The 25,187-nt window shown below is 49.3% G+C and carries 21 protein-coding genes; 10 read left to right on the forward strand and 11 right to left on the reverse strand.

Features of this window, described 5'->3' with window-relative positions:
• Window positions 1-54 precede the first annotated feature (54 nt).
• Window positions 55-687, reverse strand: a complete 633-nt coding sequence (locus ACZ5ZV_RS19540) for a hypothetical protein (protein WP_464118873.1) — start codon at window positions 685-687, stop codon at window positions 55-57.
• 297 nt (window positions 688-984) lie between these two features.
• Between ACZ5ZV_RS19540 and ACZ5ZV_RS19545 the strand changes: the two genes are divergently transcribed.
• The gene (locus ACZ5ZV_RS19545) at window positions 985-1,734 is read left to right on the forward strand and encodes a TIGR02147 family protein (RefSeq protein ID WP_464118874.1); all 750 of its coding nucleotides are present in this window, start codon (window positions 985-987) and stop codon (window positions 1,732-1,734) included.
• Entirely contained in the window at window positions 1,731-2,990 is a 1,260-nt protein-coding gene (locus tag ACZ5ZV_RS19550; RefSeq protein ID WP_464118875.1) for a hypothetical protein, read from the forward strand. Before ACZ5ZV_RS19545 ends, ACZ5ZV_RS19550 begins: the two co-directional genes overlap by 4 nt.
• Window positions 2,991-3,044: 54 nt before the next feature.
• Here the strand turns inward: ACZ5ZV_RS19550 and gshA are convergent, their stop codons facing one another.
• Genes gshA through ACZ5ZV_RS19570 form a run of 4 tightly spaced genes read right to left on the reverse strand, consistent with a single transcriptional unit; the run spans window position 3,045 to window position 7,374 of the window.
• Window positions 3,045-4,298 carry a glutamate--cysteine ligase gene (gshA, locus tag ACZ5ZV_RS19555; protein ID WP_464118876.1) on the reverse strand — a complete coding sequence of 418 codons (1,254 nt, stop codon included), beginning with the start codon at window positions 4,296-4,298 and terminating at the stop codon, window positions 3,045-3,047.
• Between the two features lie 30 nt (window positions 4,299-4,328).
• Window positions 4,329-5,435 carry a tetratricopeptide repeat protein gene (locus tag ACZ5ZV_RS19560; RefSeq protein ID WP_464118877.1) on the reverse strand — a complete coding sequence of 369 codons (1,107 nt, stop codon included), beginning with the start codon at window positions 5,433-5,435 and terminating at the stop codon, window positions 4,329-4,331.
• On the reverse strand, window positions 5,432-6,508 hold the full coding sequence (locus tag ACZ5ZV_RS19565) for an ArsA family ATPase (protein WP_464118878.1): 1,077 nt from the start codon (window positions 6,506-6,508) through the stop codon (window positions 5,432-5,434). Before ACZ5ZV_RS19565 ends, ACZ5ZV_RS19560 begins: the two co-directional genes overlap by 4 nt.
• Window positions 6,505-7,374, reverse strand: coding sequence for an ArsA-related P-loop ATPase (locus ACZ5ZV_RS19570; protein ID WP_464118879.1), 870 nt, complete (start codon window positions 7,372-7,374; stop codon window positions 6,505-6,507). The genes ACZ5ZV_RS19565 and ACZ5ZV_RS19570 overlap by 4 nt, the downstream gene beginning before the upstream one ends.
• 128 nt (window positions 7,375-7,502) lie before the next feature.
• On the opposite strand from ACZ5ZV_RS19570, the gene tig reads away from it, so the two are divergent.
• From tig to ACZ5ZV_RS19585, 3 genes are all read left to right on the forward strand, one after another.
• Window positions 7,503-8,816 carry a trigger factor gene (tig, locus tag ACZ5ZV_RS19575; protein WP_464118880.1) on the forward strand — a complete coding sequence of 438 codons (1,314 nt, stop codon included), beginning with the start codon at window positions 7,503-7,505 and terminating at the stop codon, window positions 8,814-8,816.
• 65 nt (window positions 8,817-8,881) lie between these two features.
• Complete coding sequence (locus tag ACZ5ZV_RS19580) at window positions 8,882-9,775, forward strand: DUF72 domain-containing protein (protein WP_464118881.1); 894 nt, start codon at window positions 8,882-8,884, stop codon at window positions 9,773-9,775.
• 126 nt (window positions 9,776-9,901) lie between these two features.
• A complete protein-coding gene (locus tag ACZ5ZV_RS19585) occupies window positions 9,902-11,641 on the forward strand; it encodes a tetratricopeptide repeat-containing diguanylate cyclase (protein ID WP_464118882.1) in 1,740 nt (579 codons plus the stop codon).
• A gap of 16 nt (window positions 11,642-11,657) precedes the next feature.
• Here ACZ5ZV_RS19585 and ACZ5ZV_RS19590 read toward each other — a convergent pair whose 3' ends face one another.
• The 6 genes from ACZ5ZV_RS19590 to ACZ5ZV_RS19615 form a co-directional block, all read right to left on the reverse strand.
• A complete protein-coding gene (locus ACZ5ZV_RS19590; RefSeq protein WP_464118883.1) occupies window positions 11,658-12,230 on the reverse strand; it encodes a hypothetical protein in 573 nt (190 codons plus the stop codon).
• A 63-nt stretch (window positions 12,231-12,293) separates the two neighbouring features.
• Window positions 12,294-13,673 (reverse strand): S41 family peptidase, encoded by a 1,380-nt coding sequence (locus tag ACZ5ZV_RS19595; protein WP_464118884.1) that lies wholly within the window; start codon window positions 13,671-13,673, stop codon window positions 12,294-12,296.
• A 4-nt stretch (window positions 13,674-13,677) separates the two neighbouring features.
• Window positions 13,678-14,784 carry a murein hydrolase activator EnvC family protein gene (locus ACZ5ZV_RS19600; protein WP_464121434.1) on the reverse strand — a complete coding sequence of 369 codons (1,107 nt, stop codon included), beginning with the start codon at window positions 14,782-14,784 and terminating at the stop codon, window positions 13,678-13,680.
• 4 nt (window positions 14,785-14,788) lie between these two features.
• Window positions 14,789-15,685 (reverse strand): cell division protein FtsX, encoded by an 897-nt coding sequence (locus ACZ5ZV_RS19605; RefSeq protein ID WP_464118885.1) that lies wholly within the window; start codon window positions 15,683-15,685, stop codon window positions 14,789-14,791.
• Window positions 15,682-16,344 carry a cell division ATP-binding protein FtsE gene (ftsE, locus tag ACZ5ZV_RS19610; protein ID WP_464118886.1) on the reverse strand — a complete coding sequence of 221 codons (663 nt, stop codon included), beginning with the start codon at window positions 16,342-16,344 and terminating at the stop codon, window positions 15,682-15,684. The genes ACZ5ZV_RS19605 and ftsE overlap by 4 nt, the downstream gene beginning before the upstream one ends.
• A gap of 82 nt (window positions 16,345-16,426) precedes the next feature.
• Complete coding sequence (locus tag ACZ5ZV_RS19615; protein ID WP_464118887.1) at window positions 16,427-16,681, reverse strand: hypothetical protein; 255 nt, start codon at window positions 16,679-16,681, stop codon at window positions 16,427-16,429.
• 119 nt (window positions 16,682-16,800) lie between these two features.
• Here ACZ5ZV_RS19615 and ACZ5ZV_RS19620 point away from each other — a divergent pair, with 119 nt between their 5' ends.
• The 5 genes from ACZ5ZV_RS19620 to uvrA all read left to right on the forward strand — a co-directional run bounded on the left by ACZ5ZV_RS19620 (window position 16,801) and on the right by uvrA (window position 25,179).
• Complete coding sequence (locus tag ACZ5ZV_RS19620; protein WP_464118888.1) at window positions 16,801-17,514, forward strand: DUF481 domain-containing protein; 714 nt, start codon at window positions 16,801-16,803, stop codon at window positions 17,512-17,514.
• A 13-nt stretch (window positions 17,515-17,527) separates the two neighbouring features.
• Complete coding sequence (gene mscL / locus ACZ5ZV_RS19625; protein ID WP_464118889.1) at window positions 17,528-17,959, forward strand: large conductance mechanosensitive channel protein MscL; 432 nt, start codon at window positions 17,528-17,530, stop codon at window positions 17,957-17,959.
• Between the two features lie 121 nt (window positions 17,960-18,080).
• Window positions 18,081-19,478: a hypothetical protein gene (locus ACZ5ZV_RS19630; protein WP_464118890.1), complete on the forward strand. Its 1,398-nt coding sequence runs from the start codon at window positions 18,081-18,083 to the stop codon at window positions 19,476-19,478.
• A gap of 74 nt (window positions 19,479-19,552) precedes the next feature.
• On the forward strand, window positions 19,553-22,231 hold the full coding sequence (locus ACZ5ZV_RS19635; RefSeq protein WP_464118891.1) for a penicillin-binding protein 1A: 2,679 nt from the start codon (window positions 19,553-19,555) through the stop codon (window positions 22,229-22,231).
• A complete protein-coding gene (gene uvrA / locus ACZ5ZV_RS19640) occupies window positions 22,228-25,179 on the forward strand; it encodes an excinuclease ABC subunit UvrA (RefSeq protein WP_464118893.1) in 2,952 nt (983 codons plus the stop codon). Before ACZ5ZV_RS19635 ends, uvrA begins: the two co-directional genes overlap by 4 nt.
• Window positions 25,180-25,187 lie beyond the last annotated feature (8 nt).

Here is a 25,187-nt window from a genome sequence, read left to right on the forward strand (position 1 = left end):
CCCAGGCTGTTTCAGCATGGGGGATTTTTTTAACCAAACGATTCTAATTTTATATTACCAGCTAAAGACGACCGGATGCCCCAGAGTTTGGGCAACCTCGGGACCTTCAACGACCAACGCCTCGGAAGCGCTTTCATTGACCAACTTCACGGACTTCAACAACCAAGTGCGAGGCCAGTCATCGGGAAGATTGGTAAAACGAACTGTCACTTTGGGACCCTCGTTGAATTGGAATTCTCCATCGCCGGGACGCTCCCCAAGGATACGGGCCACCGGCACATACAAAGCATTGATCCGGGACATATCTTCAGAGAAATCACATCGACCTTCCACTTCCATTTGCGGTTTGTCGCCACCAATAGAAACACCTTCAGCCTCGAAGTTCAGGAAGACCTTTTGAAATTCCTGACAAGCCAGCTTTTTGCTGCCGCGCTCATCGACATACACAAAGTGACCCAAGGCAATGCCTGCCCCTTGTGCGTTCTTCTTGATTTCCAAACCGGTTAACAGTCTTTGTTTCACCGCCTCTTGAAGCTTTTCCCCACTGAGGTGAGAGAAATCAAAACTATTCCTCACGGCTGCGGGATCACGATTGATTTGAAGTTCATCTGTATTGGACTTTAACAAGCCATAGCCTGCCAGAAAACAAAACGCAAAAAGCCCGGCCCCACCTAAGATTTTTCTCATAATTAAAAGTGTCCTTTTGATTAGGATATCATGGTGATTTTTGGGCACATTCTATTTTGTTTTTTTGCTGGATTTTGGTCGCGAAAAACACCCTTTCTGACACTTTTCCGAGCCCACTTTCCCTACCTAAATCCAGTCCAAAAGCCGCCATTCTGCGTGAAATATTTTCGTCCTTTTCAAGGCGGCAATGCTTTTTCGCGTGAAAAGTTGGTAATTACCAATGCGAATGCCTCTCTGGTTTGAGGGCACCCATTTGGCCTTTGACACCCCCGGAAGGCATAAGCGATATACCCTCAAATGAACAAGACATCCGAGTTCTTATTGAACGAATACCAGAGACGACGCAACACCGCGCCGGAACTCACCAATGCTCAATTTGCCCGAATTTTAGGTATCCCCTCCAGCCGCCTGAGCGACTACATCAATGGCCGCCGCATCATGACTATGTCCATCGGCAAGCAGATCATCAAAGGACTCGGGTTGCCCGATTCAGAGTTTGAACACCTTAAGGGCCTTATCGAGTTCGACAAGCGTAAAATCAAAACACTGCAGCCGGAAGTACAACTGCGAGAAGATGAATTCGCTGTCATCAGTGACTGGTATCACTTCGCCATCCTGGCTCTGGTGCCGGTGAAAACATTCCAGCCAAATGCTGAATGGATTGCCGATCGTCTGAATATCCCCGTCGAAGTGGCTCATGCTGCCATTGAACGTCTTTGCCGCGTGGGTTTGCTGGAAGTGTCAGGTGGTAAATTCCTTGTCACTCACAAACAACTGGAAACCACCAACAACATTCCTTCCGAGTCTTTGCGCCGCTCTCACAAGCAAACACTGGTGCAGGTTCTGGATTCCATGGACCGCATTCCTTTGGAATACCGGGACATCACATCCATCACCTTCCCCATGAATCGAAAAAAGATTCCGGAAGCAAAACGTCTGATCAAAAACTTCCGCAGGAAAATGGCGACCCTTTTGACCCAGGGACCTAAGACCGATGTTTACAATCTGAATGTTCAACTTGTGCCTGTAACAAAGGTTAGAAAATGAAACGTATAAATCTGCTTCTTGTTGTTGCGACTGTATTTGGCGCCCTCTGCGCTCAGGCCAACAATTGGTATGATCGCGGCAATGCCGGCTTTGTCCTGGCCTGTGTTGGCAAAAAACCTGTGGTTCTTGATCTGCACGAAAACGAAACTCGACAGTTGGGCGAAATTCAGTTTTCCTCTCAGTCCCACACACAGTCCAAAGCTTTGGATATCATTGCCCGCTTGGAATCACATGATAAAGCACGTGCCTCCCAATACAAATCCTGGGCCTTGGCTTTCTTCAACGAAGTGCAGTGGGTGCACGACGCCGCCCTGAACCAGACACCCGATCTGGGCATGGTCATCATTCCAAACAACTGCCAGCTGGAGCAGGTGGTATTCCAAAGAAATCCATCGATCCTGAACAGCAAACGCTACATGATTAACCAGAATCTGTGGAATCAGCTGGATTCGGACAACCAGGCCGCGCTGATCGTTCACGAGATCATTTACCGCGAGTTCATGAATAGCGTTACCCAAGAACCCGCGTCTGAAAGAATCCGCGTCTTCAACCTGGTTCTTCATACGAACTTACTCGCAGGCCTGACGCTGCCTGAATACATCTCGTTGATTCAAGAACTTCACTTCACCAGCTACACCAGCCAGAACCTGAAGTTTGCCATCGGCTATGAGTCCTCGAAAAAAGGTTGGTTGAATATCCCCGTCACACTGAACGAAGCCGGCCATGTGATCGAAGGCACCTTGGCAGCGCAGCAGATGTTTATTCGCAAACACATCAGCTATAACTGCCACTCCACAGATCTGCCAGCTTTAGGTTATGTCCAGCTGGACGACAATGGCACCTTACGCCGCCTGAATGTACACAAGGACTTTGACACCAAATTGTGTGGACTGCCTTCCACCTTAATCACTGATGATGAAGGCCTCCATCGAATTTCAGGAAGTCGGTGGACCTTCGACCAACAGGAACGGCCGGATTACATTAGTGACCAGTTGCCTCAGTCGGGCCACAGCCTGAAGTACAAAGGGACGACTTACATCGTTCATTCCAGCATTCTTCAGGAGACTCCGTACTGGAGCAGTTACTACTTTGACAGCGAGTTAAATCTGATCGCACTGGATTTGGGAGGCCACCCCTGCCGGGATGAGAAGACTCAGAATGTGATCTTCTATCGAACTGTCAACGATGCCCCGTCACTGCTACTTTCGCTGGATACGGCTGGAAACATCCAATCCCATCTGCCAGCTTGCTACTAATAAATAAGGCCCGCTCTTTGAAAGACGGGCCTTTTTTCTTTTCTGAATGAACAGCTATTTGCCACAGCCAACAGGTGTATAACCTTTGAAAACGGCACCCATTTCCTGGGCCTCCATTGCGATGGCCAACAGCCCCAGTTTCGCTGTCCAGCCATAAACGTTTTCCTGAGGACAGCCCGGCGTATTGATGGCCAGATCTGACACACACAAGCGCTTATAAACCGCACCGGGACTGTTTAAGCTTTCGGTCGAGCTTTTCTCTGCATGTGTGCGCAGGAAGCCCCCGGCTAGTTCACAGCCAAGCATGTAGATGACAGGCTCGGCACTGGCTCCGTCTGCTTGCACAATTGAAGGGATGCCTTCCTGAATGATCACTTCCTCGACGTCGCGACCGCCTTTGGCCGCTTTCATTTTTTTGCGGGACTTGTAGGACCAGGACTTCACTTCCTCGCCGGAACCCACTCGAATCACGGCCAAACCATAGGTGCCCGCATTGTTTTTCACAAAGACGAACGGCTCCTGTGTGATGCCGCGCTTTTTGTATTCTTCGCGCAGACGATGAAGCATCTGATCCACTTTTTCCGCCAAGGCATTGCGACTGCCCTCGTCGCCGATGTCGAAATGTTCAAACAGTTCAGTTTCTACCCGCAGCAGGAACGGATCAATCTTGGCCACTTCGGCGAACTCGCTGGCCAGCTGATTGTAGTACTTAAAGTAGGTGCTTTTCTTTCTTTGATACCAACCCAGTTCTCGCGGCGGATTCATGGGGAATTCGCTCATGGTGGGCGCCCATTCTTCATAGGCCTCAGAGAAGTCATTGTTGCTGATGATCAGATCCGGCGTAAAGGACTTCAGCAGTTCACCGTCTTTCAAGGCGGAATGAACAATCACTTCGTTCCCGGCAGAGCTGGTCAGCTTCAACGGCTCTGGCAGTTCACGTGGAATGGCCACCTTGACCGTACGACCCGTGGATTCGATCAAATTGCGAATGGTGTGGACGTTTTCCCAGTAAAAGGCATTGTTGGTGTGTTCTTCTGTCACCAGCATGATATTTTTGATTCCGGCGCCATAGTGCTTGGTGATGTACTTTTCAACCAATGCCACCGCAGATTCCTTGTCGGTCGGACAGATATTGTTAAATCCTGCCGGGAAAATATTGGCATCCACGTTGGAAATCTTGTATCCCGAATCGCGGATATCGTAGCTGGAATAGATGGGATAGGACATGTTCGCGGTCTTGGAAGCAAACCAAGCGCAAATCTCATTCATATTGGCGAGTGTTTGTTGGTGTAGAATCAGTTTCGCCATAGTATCTCCTTCGTACAGCAATAACAGAAATTATAAATTAGGATCTTCCGAGGGAACCACTTTAAGGGGAAGAGGTATAGTGGACTTCTTCTCCTCAGGCAAGAGCACGTCGACTTTGACTCGCCCGGCCCTTTTCAGACTGTGCAAACGCTGGGACTCCTCTGTCAGACCCATCGTTTCACCGGCGTTGTAAATAAGCAATTCAGTTTTCTTTCGGACCTCTAAGAGATATGCAAAGAACTCAGATTCATAAGAGTTCATACTCTGACCGCTGAGGGGTCTGTAAAGCTCTGCGCGCTCCATCAAACCCAGCAGCTCGGCACCAAAGTGGGACTGAAGCTGACGGGATTCGGTTTGCGCTTCCACTTGCGTGTAAAGATCACGATAGGTTTCCATCAAGGTCTTCAGTGCGCGGGCGGACCAGACACTGTCCCCCAGACGAAGAGCTCGAAGTAAGTACACCTGCACCAACTTCTGCCCACGGATGAAGGCCGCAAAGTTGTCCGCTGAAAGTTGATTGGTGGAAACACCACCCATTTGCACATACGTTTTTACCAGCCAGTCTTTCGGAAGTTCAGTGCCTTTTTCCGCCTGAACCTTAGCGATTCCGTGCTCGGCTTCGTTTAAGTAGGCCACGGCCTCAGTTTCACGATCTTGTCGACCATAGACAATCGCCAAACGCGCAGGAATTTCAGCAAGGGCCGTTTCCAAAGGCAGATAGCGCCCCAGATTTTTTGCATCCAGCAAGGACGCCACTGTTTTAGCGTCATCCCCCAGGGCTTCATAAGCAAAAGACATTCGGTAAATGGCCTGAGCTGCAATCTCTGGCTGATAGATGCGTGTTTTGACAGCGATATCACGATACAAATCCAAGGCTTCGTGCCACTTCCCCTGCCCCGCCAGGGATTGGGCTTCCCCCAGTCGAGATGCCTGCAAATATTGTGATTGAGGATGAAGCCCCTGGAATTCCTTAAACAAAATCACCGACTGATCAAAACTGCCTGCCGCCAAAGCTTTTTCCGCATTGACGAGCTGAGCCTGCTCCTGCGCCTGAACCTGACTTGTATTGTCTGGTTGGCGTTGCAGCAAGGAACATCCGGAAAGCAAAAACACCGCCACTGGCAAAAGATTCTTCATGCTTTCTTTTCTCCTTCGACAATCAGGGCCCCCAGCTCTTCCAGTCCCGAAAGATCGGAAATGTCCTTAACCAGGTCTGGAATGCGAAACACTCGTGCATCACCCTTCATGCCTGCTTCAAACTGGCGATAAAGCTGATCCCTTTGATTGTAGTAGGAGCGCATCTGGGAATACAACTTCACAAGGTCTTCGTGTTCTTTTCCGGGATCCTGAGCCGTGCTGAGGTCCAGCCAGTAAGGGAAGATGCGGTTTAAAACAACAGTTCCCAGATGGTATCCACCTTTTTTGATTTCCTTGGAGAAATACTCGGCTTCCTTTAACTTGGCCTGATCAAACGACGTCACCAGGCAAAACTGAGTCGTGGGCGCCACCAGCATACGGTGCACATCCACGGTGCGGCCCAGAAGTTTTTCCTGCCATTGCTCGATGTTGACAAAGAAGTCACCCAACTCGCGAATGAAGTTCGAGCCCGTCAAAGATTCCAGGACCTTCAAAACCTGTCGCGTCCCGGACTGCAACAGATGGCCGAAGAATCCACCCTTTTTCCCCTCGGGATCACGGAACCACTTGGCCACCCCTTCATTAAACAAGGCTGACAGTTTTTGCGGGGCATTCAGGAAGTCAATAGCGTGCTTGGTTGGTGGCGTATCCAGGATGATCAGATCGAATTCACCGGATTCGTAACAGGAATAAAGTTTCTCCAAAGCCGTGAATTCCTGGGAGCCACTCAGGTTGGTGGAAAGCTGCTTGTACAGGCTGTTATTAAAGATCTTCTGAGCTGCTTCGGTCTTTCGCGCCGCCCGGGCGACGAAGTCATCGAAGGTCTTCTTGTGATCTATGACCGAGGCAAACAGCTCCCCTTTGAAGCTTTGTCCCGGCACACGGGTGATATCTTTGCTGCCCTCAATACCCAGGGTCTGCGCCAAACGCTTGGCCGGATCAATGGTCAGAACCAGGACACGTTTGCCCTCTTGCGCCGCCAGCACCGCCAAAGACGCGGCCACCGTGGTTTTTCCGACACCGCCACTGCCCACGCACACCAGAACTTTTGTGTTTTCAAAAAGTGATATCATCGAAGATTTCCCGCCACTTTTTCCACCAGAACCCACGGCTGATTTTCAAAGTACAAAGGCACCCTGGTCAGATGAACTCCCATTTTTTCAGCTGCTGACCACATCTGCTTTTGACGTTGAATATGGCTTTCAAGATATTCCGCAAACTTCGCCAGATCTCCGCCCTCATTTTGCACAGCCTGCAGCTCGCCTTCGGAAACCGAGGTCTCCATCATTTTGTTCAGTATCAATTCCGGAGCAATGGAAAATTCTGCTTTCAGTCGCGAAATCAACTCGTCGGCTTCTTTCAAAGGAAGTTCTTCCGGTAAGGTCACAACATGGTATTTGCAAATCTCAGGATTGCGCAGATGGGCGTCGATACTGCGGCTTTGCTCTCCCATCGGACCAAACTGCACAGCCTCGGCCATCCCTTTGGGGGCTTCCAACAAAGCAATGAAATGCCCGGTGGCAAAAGCATCAACCACAACACAGTCAAATGGCAAAGGCGGCCCGTGTTTGCGGGGACCACTGGTCACTTTGCCCAGGATCGCCAGCTCGGGAAGGGCCGGCGCCACGTTGATGAAGGCTCGCATGACGGCGTTTTCAAAGAAAAGTTTTGCCAGACTTTCAACCTTGATGAAGTGCCTTGCATACTCTTGCAGACAGGCCTCGCCCGTCCAAAGAGCCAAAGACAGATTCGGGCGGATCGAGGTGGGCTGAAAACCGACCTGGGGTACGCTGAAAAAATCTTTGAAAAAACTCTGGTCGCCCAGCTCAACAAGAAGGGTCTTTTTCCCCTCCTGACTGAGTTTTAAGGCCAGGGCCGCCGCCAAAATGGACTTCCCCACGCCCCCTTTTCCTGTCACAAAGTGAATCTCTTGCTTCATAGGTTCTAAGAGTGTCTCTGACCTCTGATTTATAGGCATTACGCACAGCATTACGGTTGCCTAAAGTCGGCCTGTCTTCTACTATCCACCAGTTTATAACGCGTCGGCGTAACTTAGGAGAAATAGACATGAAATCAAACGTAGAAAAGGTCTCTAATCTTTCTAGAAAGTTGAACATCGAAGTTCCTGCAGCGACTGTTCAATCTGCTTTCCAAAAGATCTTCAATGGCATCCAAAAAGAAGTAACAATCAAAGGCTTCCGCAAAGGTAAAGCTCCATTGGCAACAATCAAAAGTCTTTACGCTGACCGCGTGAAACAAGACGTTGTTCAAGACTTGATCCAAAAGCACTACTCTGAAGCTTTGAACGAACACAAGCTTGAGCCTATCAGCTATCCTGAATTTGAATTCGCAGATCCAACAGAGAACAAAGACTTCTCTTTCTCTGCTGCTTTCGATGTTCGCCCGGAAATCGTTTTGAAAAAATACGAAGGTCTGGAAGTTGAAAAAGAAAAAATCGAATTCGATCCTAAGAAAGTCGAACAAGTTCTTGAAAACATCCGTGCGTCCCGCGCAACTTTCGAAGTTGTTGCTGAAGACCGCGCTGCCAAAAAAGGCGATGTTGCAGTTATCAACTTTGAAGGTTTCATGGGTGGCGCGCCACTTGAAAACGGTTCCGGCACTGACCACAACCTTGAGTTGGGTGCCAACCAGTTCATCGAAGGCTTCGAAGACGGCATCGTGGGCATGAAGAAGGGTGAAACAAAAACTCTTTCTTTGAAGTTCCCGGATCCATACCACTCTGCAGAGCTTGCTGGTAAACCAGTAGAGTTCAAAGTGACTTTGAACCAGATCAAAACAAAAGTTTTGCCTGAGCTGACAAACGAATTCATCGCTTCTTTGGGCGGCCCTTCTGACCTTGATGCTTTGAAAAAATCCATCCAGGAAGATCTTGAACAAACTGAAACCAAACGCGTTGAAGACGCTTTCAAAAACCGTCTTTTGAAAACTCTTGTGAAAGAAAACCCAGTTGAGGTTCCACCGTCTTTGATGAAAGAACAAAAAGCTTCTTTGGTTGAAGACTTCAAAAAACGCATGGCTGAACAAGGCATGGGTCCTGATGATTTCGCATCTTACGTTGAAAAATGGGATGGCGATTTCGAAAAGACTGCTGCTGAAATGATCCAGTCTTCCTTCCTTGTGGACGCTATCGCCAAGAAACACGATTTGTTCTGCAAAAAAGAAGACCTGGAAGCTAAGTTTGCTGAGTACGCTCAACAAACAGGCATCGAAGTGTCTCGCATCAAAGAATTCTACGGTCGTCCAGAGCAGGCTTCCCGCCTGACTTACATGCTGACTGAAGAAAAAGTGATCGCTTTCCTGAACAAGTCCGTGAAAGTGAAAGAAGTTCCAGCGGGTTCTTTGAAAGAAGAAAACCACTAGTTTCTGATTGATCATGGCCCGTCAGGCCTTTGTCTGACGGGCTTTTTTTTGCCCGGAATTTACTTATGGAGTTCGGAAAGCTTTCCTCCATCGCGAATGTTGACTGGTCCTTGCCGCCGGATGATGGTGCATCTCTGGCCTATTGGAACAAGCTTCCCCGCACTGAAGGGCCCACACGTTTTCTTCTGGGCACCCCGGCCTGGGGACATAAAGAATGGATCGGCAAAATCTATCCGGAAAAAACCAAAGCTGCTGACTTCCTGTCTTATTACGCACAGAACTACAACACCATTGAACTGAACACATCCCACTATCGTATTCCGTCCCACGAACAAGTTGTAAAATGGCGCGAACAAGTCACCCCCAATTTTCAGTTTTGTCCGAAGGTGTTTCAGGGCCTTTCGCATTCCGAGCAGGGCCTGCTGGACAAGTCACTTCTAAAAGAATGGCTGCGTTTTGTGGAAAGCCTGCAAGAACATCGTGGGCCTTGTTTTGTTCAGTTCCCTCCGCACTTTGACTATTCCCGCAAGGCGACGCTGTTTTATTTTCTGCAGCAGTGGCCTCAGGAATTTGAACTCGCGCTGGAGTTCCGCCATGCAAGCTGGTTCAAGGACCGACAGATTCTGCCAGCATTGACTCAGTACCTGCAGAATCGCGGACTGGGACTGGTGATTACCGACGTCGCGGGCCGTCGCGACCTGGCTCACACCTCAATCAGCGCCCCTTTTACTATGTTGCGGATCATTGGCAACGACCTGGATCCCAGTGACTACACCCGGTCTCAGGAATGGGCGCGCAGACTGAATCGCTGGAGCCAGGCCGGTCTGCAAAGGGTTTATTACTTTGTGCACGAGCCGGACGACATCAAAAGTCCCGAAATGACTCAAGCCCTGATTCAATATCTGAACGAAGAATGTGATGCCGACTTGCCACCCTTGCAATGGTGCGCCACCCTTTAGAGGTTTCACTTTAGTCTGTGCATGTTTTTACCGAAAGAACACCCAATGCACAGATCTATTCTTGTATGTCTCATTTTGGGAATCTTTGGCTCTTCTGCCCTTGCTTCGTCACCCGGGCAGGAACTTTTGTCAGAAGCTCAGGAACTGGCGGGCGCCGATCCACGCAAAGCTTTTGAAATGATCCAAAAGATCGAATCCACCATCCCTGTGACAGAAACCCGCCTTCATCTTGAAAAGGATCTGCTGAAGTGCGAGCTGCTGGTGGACAACAATGATCCGACCGAAGCCCTCAAGATCACCCGAAAGTATGCAGGGGCCGAAAGCCTGAACGCAGACTTGCGTCTGAAAATCGAACTTTGTCACTATGCCGCCCTGGAAACCATGGGTGAATCCAGAACTGCCTTGGAAGGACTGATGAATGTCCTGGAAGTCAGTCAGCTTGAAAAGCTGCCCGAGGTGGAAGCCAAAGCACTGCTGAATCTGGGACAACTGCTGTCCTATCAAAATCAATTTTCACAAAGCCTGAAAAGTCTTCTGACAGCACGAGACCTGTTTGTCGCGCAAAAAAATACCAACATGGAGCGCATCACTTTAAATTCCATCGCGGTCCTGTATGGACGTATGGGTGAAAACAAAAAGGCGCTGGAATACTTTGAAGAAGTTCTGGAAAGGAACCGCTCACTGAACAAACAGCGCAACATCGCAGTGGTCCTGAGCAATATGGGTCGCCGCTATGAAGATCTGGGTGACTACAAGTCAGCTCTGAGCCATCTGCAAGAGTCCTTGAGCATTCACAAAACCCTGGGGAACGTAAAAAGTCAGGCCGTCGTGGAACGCGCACTGGGTTCGCTTTACAACAATATGAATCAGCCGGCCAAAGCCCTTGGCCACTTGCAAAGCGCCATTCACACGTTGCAAGACATGAATCTTCCGAAGTCCTTGGCCCAGTCCTATCTGGAACTGGGACGAGCACATCTGAAACTTGGCAACAACAAACTGGCCCTGGAGAACCTGAAGAAAGCGGCTTCTTTTAACCAAGAACCTTCATCCGTTCAGCTTGCCATGGAGATCCGCGAAGAAGAAGCCCGCCTCTTTGAAGGAACCGGCATGTGGAAAGAAGCCTATCTTTCCCTTTTGGATTTTAAGAAGCAATCGGACCGCCTTCACAAGATCAAAGCCGACGAACAGTTGCGCCAGTTGAACTTCAAGTTCGATCTGAGCAAAAAGGAAGAAGACAACCGCATGCTGAAGGCCAAAAACGAAGCTCAGCTGGTGATTCTTATTCTGACAAGTTTGCTTCTGGGATTAACGGCTCTTTTCACGATTCGTCAGATTCGCACGGCTCGTCGTATGCGTGAACTGGCTTTGACAGATGAGCTGACTCGCATCCCCAACCGACGCCATATCCTGGATTTCGCAGAACAGTCTTTAAGCAACTGCCGCCGCCAGAAAAATTCTTTGGCCGTGATTATTTTCGACATCGATCACTTCAAGAAGATCAACGACACTTATGGGCATGCCATCGGTGATGAGGTGATCAAACGAGTGGCGAAGCTGGGCTCCAAGAGTCTGCGCCGCGGAGATATGATTGGACGAGTCGGTGGCGAAGAGTTTTTGGCAGTTCTGCCCTTTACCAATCCGGCCGCAGGTCAGGATGTTGCCGAACGCATTCGCATGGAGATCTTAAATTGTGATATGTCGGATCTTGCGCCGGGTTTGCGCGTGACAGTCAGTGCTGGAGTGGCCTGCATTTCAGGAACAGACTGGAACGGAAATATAGACGGCCTGATTCACCAGGCCGATGAGGCGCTCTATCACGTCAAGAAAAACGGCCGAAACGCCGTCAGCCTGTCCATTGCCTCTTAAAATCAGACAAGTGACCTTATTGGCAGTTGTTAAACTCGCGGAAGTAGCGTTGGCAGACGGAATACTGAGAGCTGCAGTCGTTGATATCGGTGGACTGATAAGTCGTCGCCGGACATTCTTTGGGAACGCTTTTATTGACGACCGCTGTGAAGGTGCCTTCAGCATATACAGCATTGCTTCCCAATAAACGATAGCTGATCTTGTTCGTTCCATTTTCAAGCAGAGGCTTTTGGAACAAAGTTGAAATCCACAGATTAAAAGCATCTTCGCTGCGACCGCGAGAGCCTGAATAGCTTTCGGTCTTGCTGCGACTGGAGCCATCTTGATGAACGGCTGTCAGTTCAACCTTCGTGGCTCGGCCATCGCGAGGACCCACGAAATAGTCATAAGCGTTTGGTGACATCACAAGATCTCGGCAAGTGTAAACTGCAGATCCACTGCCGTTGAATCCACCGCACATCACTCGAACTTGTCCTTGAATGGGAGTCACTGTGAGAGAGTTGCCTTTTTCAAATCCAACATGCTGAGCCTGAGAAACTGAGCCCACGAACATGCCTAAGGCTATGATAAACTTAGTCTTTTTAAACATGAAAGGCCCCCTCTGCCTTGCTTGTTGCGGTAGAGTAGGGCCTCTAAATTCCTTAATCAATAACTAGCGCGTCAAAGCTTTCAGCGTGTCCCAAGCCTTAAGATAGCTAAATGCTTGATATGCCTGATAGTCTGTCTTGAACAGTTTGTCGCGTGGCGAAAGCTTATCTTCTTTTTTTGATCCCACGTCTTTCCACCAAGCTAACGCACCCTCCTCGGCGCCTTGTTTTACGTCAAGTTTTTCCGCGGCTTTCTCGCGATCACCCTTCAGGTGTCCTGCGATGTCGCCCTCACGCGTGGTCACGGATTTCACGATCGCCTTTGAAAACGCTTCTGTATCCACATCTTCGATTTCGATATCAGGATGAATACCTTCCGCCTGGATCGAAACTCCGCTTGGTGTGTAGTAGCGGGCCACAGTCAATTTCAAACCACTGCCATCGCCCAGTTTGATCACGGACTGCACAGAGCCTTTGCCGAATGTTCTTTGACCGACAATCAAAGCACGTTTGTTGTCCTGCAAAGCACCGGACACAATCTCGCTGGCACTGGCCGTGTATTCATTGACCAAGATCACAATCGGGAAGTTGGTGAATTGTCCTTTTTTAGTGGCTGTCGCAATTTCCTTGTCATTCTTGTTACGACCGATGGTGCTGACGATGGTTCCTTCTTTCAGGAACATGTCACTGACTTTGATCGCCTGATCCAACAAACCACCTGGGTTTCTTCTCATATCAATAAGCAAACCAGACATTTGGTTTTTATTGTTCTTCATGTGATTTTCAACAACCTTTTGCAGATCCTTGGCTGTGTTTTCAATGAAGCTTGTGATTTTCACATAAGCAAACCCATCACCCAAATCAGTGTACTTCACAGACTTGATTTTCACGCTGCCACGAACCACCGTGATATCCCGTGGTTTATCTTCGCCATCACGAACCACGCGCAGAATGATTTTGCTGCCTTTTTTTCCACGCATCATCTGGGACGCCTCCACCAGGCTCATGCCCTTGGTGCTGGTGCCGTCGATACCCACAACTTTATCCCCCGCCTTGATTCCCGCCTCCCACGCCGGAGCGTCCTCAATCGGTGAAATAATCGTCAAGATGCCGTTTTGAATCGAGATCTCAATTCCGAGACCACCAAACTCTCCGCTGGTTTCAGTTTCAAAGTCTTTGAACATGTCTGGTGGCATAAAGTTGGTGTGGGGATCCAACTCGCGCAACATTCCTTTGATGGCGCCGTAAACCAGCTTCTTGGTGTTAACCTCTTCCACATAGTACTGCTGAATCAGGTTCAGAACCTTACTGAAGTTCTGAAGATCCGCATACCTTTCCTGCGCAAAGGCTCTAACCTGGAAACCTGTTTCTGCCATGATGAACAAAACCAGCAGAAGGGCGCCGCCCAGTATGTAGGTTTTCCAGTAGCGTTTAAGTGATTGCATAGTGTTAGAGTCCTTTCATCCACTGTTGCGGGTCGTAGGGTTCGGAAAAATGTCTAATCTCAAAATAAAGTCCAGAGGCGCCATCCATCGGAGCCTCGCCCACCTGAGCCAGAATCTGTGAACCCGTGACTTCATCGCCGGTATTCACCTTCACATCCTGAGTATGGGAATAAACGCTGTAGTAGTGATCACCATGATCCACGATCAACGTTGTTCCAAAACCGGGAATTTCGCCCACATATGAGATCTTTCCATCAAACACGGCTTTGACATTGCTGCCCCTGGCTGCGGCGATGAAGACACCTTTGTGTGTTAAAGTATAGGGGTGTTCTTGGCCTTTCATAAGTCCAAATTTGTGAGTTACCACCCCTTCAAGCGGAGCCGGCAACGCCCCTTTTTGATCTGCAAAAGACGGCTTGAAGAGCAGATCAAAAAGTCCAGCATCCTCAATATTGAACTGCAGGGACTTTTCACGAAGGCCGTTGATCTTATTGATGGCAAACATCTTGTTCTTACGAATTCCATCCAGAAGCTTGCTCTTCAGGTCCTGCTCTTTGCGCAAAGCCTTTTCCTGATTGGCGATCTTCAGTTCCACCGACTTCAACCCTTCCAGCTTCTGCGCCAGACTTTTCCTTTTTGATTCCAGATCCTTAAGGTCTTTGGTGTAGTTTTTAATCAGCTCCAGATCACGTGCAGCCACCACACCCAGAATTTTTAAATTCCGTTCCAAAGAAACGGAGCTGGAGGAGGAGAAAAGAAAACGCGCAATCGAAGGTCCACCTAACTTGTACATCGCGCGCAGACGTTCGGCGAGCAACAGGCGCTGTTGTTTGGATTTCTGATCCAGCTCTTCAACCTTCGCGGTCAGATTGCGCACACCGACCTCCAGAAAAGCACGCTGTTGGGAAAGCTCCCCTTTTTCCGTCACGATTTTTTTGATTTTCTTATTTAACTGATACAAAGCCGACAGAACCTGACGCTGTTTGATTTCTTCGGCTTCAAGCTTTTTTTTGGTGGCCTCAAAGTCCTTGGCAAGACTGTCCACGTCCGTCGATGCTTTCGCACCCGCAGACAACATAAGACTCAATGCCAAAAGAACTCGCCACCACATCAAACTATGTCCCCTGACTTCCGGCAAACCCGTCATTAATTCGGCGCACGCACAGATAGGATCCCAAAGCTCCCAAAGCGGTTCCCATAAGAATAAAAGCCACCAGAACCACCGGCCCCAGGAATTGGATGTGTTGCCCCAGTTGAAGGAAGCTCAGTTTGGTGGTCAGTAAATTTTTGATGCCGACATAGACAACAAAGCACAGCCCCATCGCGATAACGGAAGAGGACACTCCCAGGAAGGCGCCTTCCATCATAAACGGTTTGCGAATCATCGAAGGTGTTGCGCCAATCATTTCCAGTACGACGATTTCGTCCTTGCGTGACTGAACCGAGGCTCGGATGGCGTTGGACATGACAAACAACGACGCCAGCAGGATCACCACACACAGGGCCTGCAGAGTAATTTCAATAGCGCTGACCAAAGCCGCATACTTTTCGACCCAGTCCTGCCCATAGCTGACTTCTTCCACACCCTGAAGACCCCGGACCTGTTCGGAAATTTTTTGTAGCACCGGCATCTGATCCGCGGTGGCCACGGAAGGCTTAAGTTGAATCTGAAAACTGGCCGGGATCAAACGCAACAGCTCTTCATCCTGGGAAATGTCCGGAGCATAGCTGGCCATCTGAGAGCGAAAGTCCCCCAGGGCTTTTTCCTGAGAAATGAACGTCACCGTCCCGACTTCTTCATGCTCTTTCAGTCGGGCCTGAAGATCCTCGCGCCCTGCATCGGAAAGATCCTGCGCCAGATAGACAGTCATCTGCACGTCTTCGCCCCACAAAGTCAGGATGCTGCGGAAATTTTGTGAAATTAGCAGGGCCGCTCCCATCACAACAAAACAAGCTGTGACAACGACCAGAGTGGAAAGCTTCAAGGCCCAGTTCTTTCTTGGAGGTCTCACTTGGTGTCCCCCACGATCATTCCATCTTGAAGCAACAAGGTGCGCTTGTTGCGGCGCTTGACCATTTCGTGGTCATGGGTTGCCACAAACACGGTCGTTCCCTGCGAACAAACCCGCTCCAAAAGATCCATGATTTCTTCACTTAAGCGGGGATCAAGGTTTCCCGTCGGTTCATCGGCAATCAGAACACCCGGTTGATGGATGATCGCGCGGGCAATGGCTGTTCGCTGCTGCTCACCACCAGACACAAAATCGGGATACTGATCGTGTTTGTGAGCCAAACCCACTTGTTCCAGCACTTCATACACCCGACGCTGGATCGCCGGAGCCTTGTCGCCACGAACCTGCAGCGGTAAGGCTACATTTTCAAAGATGGTACGATCTTTCAGCAGTTTGAAATCCTGGAAAATCACACCAATTTTTCGGCGGAAGAACGGAATATGAGAATCCCGAATGGTCAGCAGATCATGGCCGGCCACTTTCACGTCACCGGAGGTCGCCACATCGTAAGCTGAGATCATTTTAAACAATGTGGTTTTACCCGCCCCGCTGGGCCCGGTCAGAAATACGAACTCACCCTTGTCGATGCGCAGATCAACATTTTTTAAGGCATGAACAGGGCCAGGATAGGTCTTATAGACGTGAGAGAATTCAATCATCCCTTCATCTTATGAAAGATGGGGGCTGATGAATACTCGCCACAAGTCGAGGTTTTAGAGAGAAATCCTGTTTTTTGGGATTTTACGGCATGCTTCCCGCCATCAATGTATCGATGACGGTACTGTGTTGGCGTCGTAACGCCAACTTGATGGCCTCTTCTGACTGAGTCGACCCGAGTTTCAAGACGGTGTCGTAAGGTGTCTTAATGGTCTTCAGGACCGCACCGTTGCAGAAAATTCTGCTGACCAGATAGGGGTTCTGTACTCCCCAATCCTCTGTCTGAATGTGGTACTTCTGCCCTCGCACTGTAATGTCTGAATTAAAACCCTTTTGCACCTTCACAAACCTCGAACAGAAAATAGCAGATTTTGCTGTGTTTCTCACCACATTTTTCTTGGATGAGGGTCGAAAAAAATCTAGAGTCAAAGCCTGTCTAAATAAAAGGAGATTTTGCTATGAAATTGTTCTCATTGTCGGCAAGTGTTTTCGCTTTGCTTTGTTCCTTCTCTGCTATGGCAGCAGAGCCTTTCACCGGTGAAGCAGAGGCAGGTGCGGTTGTCGTCAGTGGCAACAGTGACTCCCAGAGCTACGCTGCCAAAGGGAAAGCTGTCTATACAGACGAAAAAAATGTGTACACCGCTTTTGGCCGTCACTTGAAGACGGACTCTAATGGTGTTGAAAGTGCGCGCAACTGGGAAGCCGGGGCTCGTTATGAACGTGAATTGACAGATTATCTTGGCGTCTTTGCGGGGCAAAAAGCTGAAAGTGATGTATTCAACGGATACGTACAAAGGGATTCGACGGATCTTGGTTTGAAGTATTCCCTGATCAAGAGCGATGCCATGAACTGGTTCTTCGAGGTCGGTTATCGTTACCAAAAGACCTTGTCCACAGCCGGAACAGTTGCTAACGACAACATGGGTCGTTTGTACTCTGAGTTCAACAAAGCACTGGATAAGACTTTGTCCTTCAAATACTGGGCGGAATATCTGCCTAACTTCACTGAACCTGAAGCATATTTGTTCAACACAGAGGCTTCTTTGAACATTATGTTAAACTCCGTCTTCTCTCTGAAATTGGCTTACCTATTACAATATCAGAATGAATTGCCAGCAAGTGGCAAGTACACGACAACTACGACTACAATGAACCTTGTTGCGAAGTTCTAAGAAAGGAACCACCATGTTTAAAGAGTTCAAAACGTTTATCATGCGCGGCAATGTCCTGGACATGGCCGTGGGTATCATCATTGGTGCCGCCTTCGGCAAGATCGTGTCTTCTTTCGTTGCTGACATCCTAACTCCGGTCTTGAGTTTGGGACTGGGAAAAGTTGATTTTTCAAACTTGTTTGTTGCTTTGAATGGCGAAACCTACGCAACTCTTGAAGCCGCCAAGCAAGCCGGGGTCGCGACCATCAATTATGGACTGTTCTTAAATATCGTTTTGGACTTCCTGATCGTGGCTTTTGCCATCTTCCTGATCGTAAAAGCGGCCAATAAGATGCAAAAGGCTCCTGAAGCCGGTCCGGTCACAACGAAAGAATGTCCGGAATGCTGCTCTCAGATTCCTCTCAAAGCCCGCAAGTGCCCGAACTGCACAAGCGCTGTTGCTTAAGACTTACCAAAGCCCGGTTCCCGCCGGGCTTTTCTCATTTTGAGACGTAAACCTTTTGGTCGCCCCTGCCGATAATTGGTACTGCACTTGCATGAGTAACCATCATCGGGGAGGAAATCAAATGATTACGATTTCAAACTCTAAAAAGAGATCAACTGTCAAATTAGTCATCAATCTTCTAAGCGTGTCTTCCCTTGTGACTCCCGTCGTTTCTTACGCTCAGCCGACGGCTCCAGGGGTTTCCGTTCAAATTTCACCCGAAGCCTACGAAAACACAATGAAGAAGCAGGAGTGCAACAACGCTCGGGATAAAATTGCCGAAGCGGAAAGAGCTATCGGTACGGCCTGCCGCAAAGCCGGATTGGGAAACGCATCAAACTGTGTGGCCAAGGCAGAATCCTGTGCTGAAACCATTGGGAATGAAGAGTTCAGCACCACCGATGCCATCGGAACAGTTCTGGGTCTTCCGGTAAATTCCAATTTGGGCTCCACCTGCCCTCAGATGAATGGTCGCGACTACTATGATGAAATCAAGCGCCTGAATCAGGAAGTTAAAGATACAGAAAAAGATATTGCAGATTTGGGTCAGGAAAAAGCGGATATTGAAAAAGAGTTCAATGAAAACATCGCTGAACTTCAACAGGCTTTGACCGACGCCCAACAAGAACTTGAAAAAACCAAAGAAGACCTGGACGCGGAAGAGCGTGAGCAACTGGCAAGCTTCCAGCAAGCTCAGAACTCCAATAAAGAGCAGCTCCGAGCCAAAGGCAGTGAACTGATTTCCCTGCGAAGTGCTCGCACAGCAGCATTGCGCAATAAAGCGACAAAGATGCTGGAGCTGACGGCTGAAACCAGCAAATACACTTGTAACGGAGAGTATCTGAAAGCCGCAAAAGAGTACGGCAATGTGAGTGGTACTTCCAGCAAGAACCATATCAGCAAGGCCAAAGCTCAAAAGGCGGCCGCTCTGGATGCTTTCCAGAAATGTATGAACCGTTTCCAACAGGCACGAATCAAGGTTAGTGAAGACACGCAGGCAGAAGTTGAAGCTTTGGACGACAAAATACGCTCTGCCGAATCCAGCATGGATGAACTGAATGACACATTAAATCTGGCTGCCACTCAACTTCAGCAGATGAAGGATTCCACTACTAAGAAGAAAACGGCCGCTGAAAAGAAGGTCACAGACCTGATGACTTTGACACAGCAAAAAATGACGGCAGCACAACAGGAGCTTCAAACTCGACTTCAGGCTCTGGCAACTCGCCAGGCCAGTTTGCAAAAAGCCCTCACAACTGCCTCCAACGAGCTGATGACTCTGAAAAGTTCGCCGGCGCCAAAGAAAAGCGCTGAATACACTGCCGACGAAGCTTCGGCTGAAATTTCCGGTGAACTTGCCAAAATCAATGGCGTGATCGCCAGCTCGGACCCCGACTGCAACCTGGAAAGCTCTTTAGCCTCGGCAAAAACAAAAAGATCCGCACGCGAGAGCAAAAAAACCCGAGGGACGCGCAACTAGCCTTCGGGCCAGTGTCCCTAGACCCTACCCTTTCACACTGTTAGAATGGGGGCTTATTAAAGGAGCCCCCCACAGTGTTAAAAAAGATCCTGCTATTCTTCGTCGCCCTCGGTCTTATTGGCATCCTCAGTGCGTATCTTATTATCCAATCAGTAAAGTCCGGTCTGCCTCAACTGATCACAGTTAAAGACTATCAGCCGTTGCTGGTCAGTCAGGTCTATGATCGCAATAATAAAAAAATCGGCGAATTCTTCCGCGAAAGAAGAACTCTCGTCCCTTACGACAAGATTCCCAAGAATCTGATCAATGCCTTCCTGGCAGCGGAAGATGATCAGTTCTTCTCGCATAAAGGGATCAACCCTCAAGCTATCTTCCGTGCGGCCTTGGCAAATCTTCGCGCCGGCAGATCAGTGCAGGGTGGATCGACGATCACTCAACAGGTGGCAAAAACACTGCTGTTATCCTCAGAAAAAACTCTGACTCGTAAGTTGCGCGATATCCTGCTTGCCATGGAGATGGAACGCAACCTGAGCAAGGAAGACATCCTGTTCTTGTACCTGAATCAGATCTACTTCGGTCAAGGGGCCTACGGTGTCGAGCAGGCTGCCCAGACATACTATCGCAAGCCCGTTTCCAAACTGACCCTTTCAGAAATGGCAATCTTGGCGGGACTTCCCCAGGCGCCTTCGCGCTACAGTCCGGTCAGCAATCCCCTTCGCGCCAAAGAACGACAGATCTACGTTCTGCGTCGTATGGCGGATGTGGGATTTGTCAGCAAAGACGAAGCTGAAGCTGCCATCCAAGAACCCGTCAAAGTTTATGTGCGGGAAAATTACGAAGAGTTCGCTCCGTTCTATCTAGAGACTGTGCGCCAGCTGCTTGTGGCTCAACTGGGTGAAGACCTTGTTCTGGATAAAGGCCTTCGCATCTACACAAGCCTTGATCTGACCAAACAAAAGGCGGCTCAAGAGGCTGTTAAAGAAGGTCTGAAATCATTGGACAAGCGTCAGGGCTATCGTGGTCCTGTGAAAAACATCTCTGACAACAGCGACATCGAAGAGTTCCTGAAAGAGACCCAAAAAAAGCTGATCTCCGATTTCACTCCCGAGCGCATTATCATGCCCGATGGAAAGTTTGCTGACATTGTCCCAGTGAAAACGGCTCAGGACATGAAAGAGCATCCTCTTCTGCCCCCGTACATCAAGCTGAAAGACTCCGTCAGTGGTGTTGTGGAGAAGATCGACGATGCGCAAGGTTTGGTCTATGTTCGTCTGCCTGAAACCATGGGTCTGATTGATATCGACACGATGACCTGGGCGCGCAGGCCGGATTCAGACCAGCGCTGGGATTTAGCCTCTATCAAAAAGCCTTCCGAAGCCTTGAAAAAAGGGGACGTGATTCTTGTAAAAGTGGTTGCCGATCAGTTCTCTTCATCCCGTTTGCAGGGGAACTCCAAAAAGAAAGGTGTCACCACAGGCACACCGGATCTTAGCAAGTTCGTTGGACTTGAGCTGGATCAGGAACCCTTGGTGGAGGGCGCTTTGATTTCCTTTGACCAACAAAGCCAGGATGTCCTGGCGATGGTTGGCGGTTCTAACTTTGCCAAAAGTGAATTCAATCGTGCCATCCAGGCCCCTCGTCAAACAGGCTCTGCGTTTAAAGCCATCGTCTATGCTGCGGCTTTGGAAAAAGGCTACAATCCGGCGACTCCGGTTATGGATGCACCGATTGTCTATGAAGAAGGTGGTTCAGCAACCGACGATGCCGAAGGTCAGGGCGACTTGAAAGTTTGGAAGCCATCCAATCACTCCAAGAGCTTCGGTGGCGACATTTTGTTCCGCAATGCGCTGGTTAAATCCCTCAATATCCCGACTGTTAAGATCATCGAGGATGTTGGAGTTCCTTGGGCGACGGAGTACGCAAGAAGACTGGGCATCTACAGCCCGCTGAATCCGGACTTTACGTTGGCTTTGGGCTCCAGCAGCGTGACCTTGTATGAGATGACGAAGGTGTTTTCTGAATTTGGTCGCTTGGGGAAAAGACTGTCTCCGATGCTGATTCACAGAGTGGATGATGCCAACGGAAAAACTTTGCTAAAAACTGTTTCGCTGGATGCCCGATTTGAAAAGGAAATCAAATCCATCGATGACGCTTTCGAAGAGCGCCGCAAAAACTACCTAGAGTCACTGAACGCCGGGAACAAAGAAGAGGACGCGCAAAAAGATCCAAAGAAAGCCAAGTTGGATGACAGCATCTTCTTCCAGGACCCGGATCAACTAATTCGACCTTCCACGGCTTATGTGATGACGACTCTGTTAAAAGGCGTTGTTGAAGATGCCGGCGGTACAGGTGGTCGGGCTCGCGCCGTCGGTCGCGAGGTCGCTGGTAAAACCGGTTCCACCAACAACTACTTTGACGCGTGGTTTATCGGATACAGTCCTCAGATTTCAACAGGTGTCTGGGTGGGCTTTGACAAAGAAAAGAGTCTTGGCAAGGGTGAGGTTGGCGGACGCTCTGCTTTGCCGATCTGGGTTGACTACATGAAAGCGGCTCACGAAGGACTTCCTCAGATGACTTTCCCCGTGCCCGACGGTATTGTGTTTGCTAATATCGATAGCGAAACTGGCAAGTTGGCTTCGGCCGCTACTAAAAAAATTATTCGTCAGGCATTCGTCGAGGGCACTGAGCCAACAGCTGCCTCCAACAAGGCTGAAGAAGCCACTGACTTTTACAAACAGGATTTCTCTGAATGAAGGATATTCACCTCTGGGGGGTGAAACAAAACAATCTGAAGAACATTGAGGTCAAGATTCCTGTCGGTTCCATGACAGTCATCTGTGGCCCCAGTGGTTCCGGGAAGTCTTCCCTGGCCTTCGAAACACTTTTCGCCGAAGGACAGCGTCGCTTTATCGAAAGCATGTCGAACTATGCCCGACAGTTTTTGAATAAAGCCCCCAAGCCGGATATCGAGGGGATCAACAACATCCCCCCGGCCATTTCCATCGAGCAGAAGAACACGGTGAAAAGCTCCCGCTCCACCGTGGGCACAACGACAGAGATCATTGATTACCTTCGCCTGCTTTACGAAAAGATCGGCAAGTCCTATTGCCCCACTCACCACTGCCCGACTGAAAAAGAAAGTGTCACTGAAGCTACCGACAAAGTTTTGAAAACATTTGCCGGAAAGCGCGGTTATCTGATGGTCGAGATTAATGCGGAAGGGCGTGTGGCAGAAGGCAAAAAACTTCATTCGCTGCTTCTGCAGGACGGTTATCTCCGTATTTATATTCCCAAGGTCACAGAGTCGCCTAAGAAAGCCTCAACGACCAAAGCGGCCGGAAAAAAGAAAGTTGCCAAGAAGGCATCTAAAAAGATTGAAGCTGAAGATGCTCCAGTCCCAAGCTCACCCAGCGGGACAACGACTGAAGAAATGGGTACCGTCGTGGAAATCGGCGATGCCGCTGCCATCAAAAAAGGCCTGCCAAAGGAAACATTCTATCTGGTGATCGACCGTATGAGCTTCAATGAAGACGAACGAGGTCGAATCGCCGATTCTTTGACTCAAGCCTATGATGCCAGTATCAAATACAATACGAATCTGATTACCCGCAGAGCCACAATCCTGGCCACGGATGGGCAACGTCTGCAAGTCAGTGAAGAGGCCTCCTGTCCGGTATGTGGCTACACTCCGCCACCACTCAGCTCCAAACTTTTTAGCTTTAATTCTCCAATCGGAGCCTGCCAAACCTGTAAGGGCTTCGGGAACATTCTGGATATTGACGAAGAAAAAGTGATCCCGAATCCTTCCTTAAGTTTGGCACAAGGGGCCCTGAGCCCGTTCTGGATGCCAAGCGCAGCACATGAGAAGAAACAACTTCTGGCTTATTGCAAGAAGGCCAAGATTGATCCGCACACTCCGTGGAAAGATCTTCCCAAAGATCACCGCGACGTGATCTGGAATGGAAACAAGGACTTCTTCGGGGTGCGCGGTTTGTTCGAGTATCTGGATCAAATCAAATACAAGATGCACGTTCGCGTCTTTATTTCCCGCTTCCGCAGTCCGTTCCAATGCCCCACCTGCAAAGGTGCCAGACTGCGTTCGGAAGCCAATCACGTTTTGATTTCCAATGCGAACATCAATGAACTTTCCAATATGACCATTGAGGACCTCAATGCCTTCTTCCAAAAACTGGAGGTGACTGCTTATCAGCAGGAGGTTGCCGGGGAAGTTCTGAAGCAAATTCGCTCGCGCCTGGAATTCCTGATGCGCGTAGGGGTTCACTATCTTTCCTTGGGACGTGAAACCCGCACACTTTCCGGCGGAGAATATCAGCGACTCATTTTAGCGAATCAACTGGGCATGGGCCTGTCACAAGCCTTGTATGTGCTGGACGAGCCCACAGTAGGCCTGCATCCGCGTGACAACGATCGCCTGATTTCCATTTTAAAAGACCTCAAAGACCTGGGAAATACCCTTGTGATCGTCGAACATGATCACGACGTTATCAAAGCCAGCGAAAACATCATCGAAATGGGCCCGGGATCAGGTTATCTGGGTGGTGAGGTCGTTTATTCCGGACCGACAGAGAAGTTCTATAATTTTGCAAAATCCAACACGGTTCCTTATTTGAAGCCCTCCAAAGGCGCTCAACCACTGAGGGCGGTTCGTCCAGTGGATGTCGATAACTACAAAGTGAAGATCGAACTGAAAGGCGCCAAGGGTCACAACCTGAAAAATCTGGATGTGGTGATTCCTTTGAATCGACTGGTCACGGTCACTGGTGTCAGCGGCTCTGGAAAATCCACTTTGATCTCTAAAACTCTGTATCCCGCCTTGGCGCGGGCTTTGGACATTGAGTACCTGCCGTCACAGGAATATTCCGGCCTGGATGGCGTGGAGAACATCAAAAACGTTTTGTTGATTGACCAATCGCCGATTGGTAAATCGGCACGCAGTTCACCGATCACATATCTGAAAGCCTTTGATGCCATCCGTTCCATCATGGCAACAACGCAAGAAGCTCAAAGTCGTGGTTATACCGCAGGCACATTCAGTTTGAACGTGGACGGCGGTCGTTGCCCGGCATGTAAGGGTACGGGCTATGAAGAAATCGACATGATGTTCATGGATAATGTGGTTATCCCCTGCGATGTCTGTGATGGTAAAAAGTACCGTCCGGAGATTCTGGAAATTCAGTACAAAAACAAGAATATCCACGAAATTCTTTCCATGACCGTGAACGAAGCCATGAATTTCTTTGTGGCGCATCCGAACATTCGCAAGCCTTTAAGCGTTCTAAAAGAGGTCGGCTTGGATTATCTGCAGCTGGGACAACCGGCGAGCTCTTTGAGTGGTGGGGAATCTCAGCGTCTTAAGATCGCTAAGGAGCTGTCTCAAGTCCAACAGAAGTCCACTTTGTACATTCTTGATGAACCGACTACGGGTCTGCACTTCCGCGAAGTCGAGCTGCTTATGAAGGTTTTGAGCAAACTGATTGAAACCGGCGGCAGCGTCGTGGTCGTAGAGCATAATTTGGACGTGATCCGCGGGTCAGATTATATTATTGACCTCGGCCCCGAAGCGGGTAAAAAGGGCGGAAACATCGTGGCAACGGGCACTCCAGACGACATCATGAAGGTGAAAAAGAGTCTGACGGGCCAATACCTCAAACGATACGTTGAAAGCCACAAGAGCTCATAAAACTGGAA

Source organism: Bdellovibrio sp. HAGR004, assembly GCF_055397015.1.